Source organism: Spiroplasma sp. hy2, from assembly GCF_044714365.1.
Taxonomy (GTDB): Bacteria; Bacillota_I; Bacilli_A; order Mycoplasmatales; family Mycoplasmataceae; genus Spiroplasma; species Spiroplasma phoeniceum.
In genome coordinates, this window is the sequence record NZ_RXFZ02000156.1 from 1 (window position 1) to 2,454 (window position 2,454).

The window sequence follows — 2,454 nt, forward strand, 5'->3', positions numbered from 1 at the left end:
DAATTTTTTAAATAAAAGACATAATTAATTAAAATTATAATTTGCTATTAGTATCTTTTTAAAAATATTTACAATTATTTTAATAGGTTATGCAAGAAGTCTATTAAAAAACTTACAGATAATTCATTTATTGTTGGTGGATAGTCAATCAAAACATAATCATAACTATTAAATATGTTTTCGTTTGATTGATAAATAATATCAGATAATAAATATTTTTCTTTATCTGAATAAACAGTATTTAATAAAGCAGAAACAGTTGATAAACTTTCATTAGCCATTATAATATCAATATTTTTATATTTTGATTTAATTATTATATTATTAATTTTAATAAATTTAGTTGCATTTTTACTGCCAATTAAATCAACTATTGAATTATTATTTTCTATATTTTTTTAGCTGACTGTAATGTTAGTGTTGCTTGCGGGTCAAGGTCAATCAATAAAACTTTTTTATTTTCCAAAGCAAATTTATAAGCAACATTTTTACAAAGGGTCGTTTTGCCAACTCCACCTTTTTTGTTACAAAAACTAATCATCTTCATAATTATTATTCTCCAATCTATCAAAATAATCTCTTAAAATATTATTCATAAGTGTTGTATTTGTTCATTGTTTCTCTTTTGCTAAATTTCTAAATTTTTGTACTAATTCTACATCGCAAGTCATCGGGGGTAAAATATTTTGATAATTAATATTTTTTTTAATTTTAGTACCTTTAAATGATACAAAATTTTCAATATCACTTTTTGTAATATTTTCATCCTCTAATAAATTATTTTTTATTTTTTTACTTGTGGCATTTTTTCACCTCTTCGTTTTATATATAACATTTATGTTATAAAATAAAAATTATTGTATATTATTTTATTAACCCTTTCTCATAAAAATAGTCTTCGATGCGCCACAGACGACGATAGCAAAACAAGTAACAAAAACCCCTATAAAATAAGGGTTTTAATTAAAATAAATATGTTTTGGGCGAGCGGTTGATTTTCTTAAATTTTTGTGATAAAATGACTTACAAGTTAAAAAAAGTTTTGAGGTTCTTTCAAACAAATTTGGGAACCTTTATAAAATTCTTCGCTTAACGCTTAGAATTTTTCCCAAGGATTTTGAAAAGCGCAGCAAAACTTTTTTAAACTTTAAGTCATTTTTCGCAAAACTTATGGAAATTACCGCGAGCCCAGATTTAGTACAAAAATATAATCACAATAATAATAATTTAAATAATTTACTTTCTCAAATATTTTTAAAAAGTTATTGTATATATATAATGTTCAATGGATCTTGATAAAAAGTTTCAAAATTAAGAAAAGGAGAAAAACACGTAATGAAAAAATTACTTAGTTTATTAAGCGTATTAGCAATTAGTGGAAGTGCAGTACCAACAACAATTGCCGCCAGCCCTTATCAAAAAGAAGAAACTATAAATAGTGATATTAATTATCAACAAATAAATAATTTAGAAAAATTAAATAGAAATAAAAGACAATATCAAACTGATATATCTACTTATGTTACTCAAACTGATTTAGGAACAATACGACCAGGAAGTAGTTCCGGGGGAGTAATATCTGATTTAAGAATTTTAAATGCATTTGTAAGAGCAAATCCTAATTTACCAAGAGATTTACAGGCAACAGCAGGAAGAAGTAGAATAATATATGTTTCAGCAAATTATGGTAATAGAGCTATTATTGATGTTCACTCAGGAACTTCATATACAGGTAGTATTCAAGTAACTTTTAATGGGGGGCAAATACCAACAGAAGAAAATTATTCATCTGGTTTAAATTCAAATTGACATAGTAGATTAAACTTATCTACAACATATGTAAATAGAATTTTAAATAATATTATTGATACAAACGAAAGAACTATTATAGAATCTTTTTTATTAAATAATCAACATTTGCCAGCTGAATTAATAAATATTTTAAGAGTTTCAAATGTATCAAGAAGTAGTGCAACAATTTATGTTCCAGAAGGAAATTTAAGATATCAGGGAAATTTAATTGTTTCTTTTAGTACAAATCAAAATTCTTATTATGGGTCTTCCTACTTATAATTAATATAATAATTTATAAAGTTAAATGGAAATAAAACATTAATTTATTTCCATTTTTAATTAATTTAATAGACCTTAAAAGAAAGGAATTAAAATATGAAAAAAATATTAAGTATTTTAAGAACAATCACTTTAATTGGAACCAGTACAACAAGTTTGGTTGCTTGTAATACACCACAAGAATATACAACCAAAGAATTAGCAAAATTAAAAGAAAAATACAAAATAGATACAAAAGATGGTATTTTAGAATGAATAGCATCCCAAGAAAAACTATTTAATAAAGTTGATAATAAATATTATTTTGTAGTATGACGCGGTGATAAAAATAATGATTGACGTATTGTTAAATTTAAATATGATAAGTATGAAAAAAATAAT

5 protein-coding genes are annotated in these 2,454 nt (G+C 23.6%); 2 read left to right on the forward strand and 3 right to left on the reverse strand.

Going from position 1 to position 2,454, the window contains the following annotated elements:
* Nucleotides 1-74: 74 nt before the first annotated feature.
* Genes EHV01_RS04755 through EHV01_RS04765 form a run of 3 tightly spaced genes read right to left on the reverse strand, consistent with a single transcriptional unit; the run spans nt 75 to nt 671 of the window.
* Nucleotides 75-392, reverse strand: coding sequence for a ParA family protein (locus tag EHV01_RS04755; RefSeq protein WP_422066452.1), 318 nt, complete (start codon nt 390-392; stop codon nt 75-77).
* Complete coding sequence (locus EHV01_RS04760; protein ID WP_422066445.1) at nt 389-547, reverse strand: ParA family protein; 159 nt, start codon at nt 545-547, stop codon at nt 389-391. The genes EHV01_RS04755 and EHV01_RS04760 overlap by 4 nt, the downstream gene beginning before the upstream one ends.
* A complete protein-coding gene (locus EHV01_RS04765) occupies nt 534-671 on the reverse strand; it encodes a hypothetical protein (RefSeq protein ID WP_422066447.1) in 138 nt (45 codons plus the stop codon). Before EHV01_RS04765 ends, EHV01_RS04760 begins: the two co-directional genes overlap by 14 nt.
* A 664-nt stretch (nt 672-1,335) precedes the next feature.
* On the opposite strand from EHV01_RS04765, the gene EHV01_RS04770 reads away from it, so the two are divergent.
* On the forward strand, nt 1,336-2,073 hold the full coding sequence (locus EHV01_RS04770) for a hypothetical protein (protein ID WP_422066449.1): 738 nt from the start codon (nt 1,336-1,338) through the stop codon (nt 2,071-2,073).
* A 96-nt stretch (nt 2,074-2,169) separates the two neighbouring features.
* Nucleotides 2,170-2,454: lipoprotein (locus EHV01_RS04775; protein WP_422066450.1), on the forward strand; the 285-nt coding region annotated here is incomplete at its 3' end.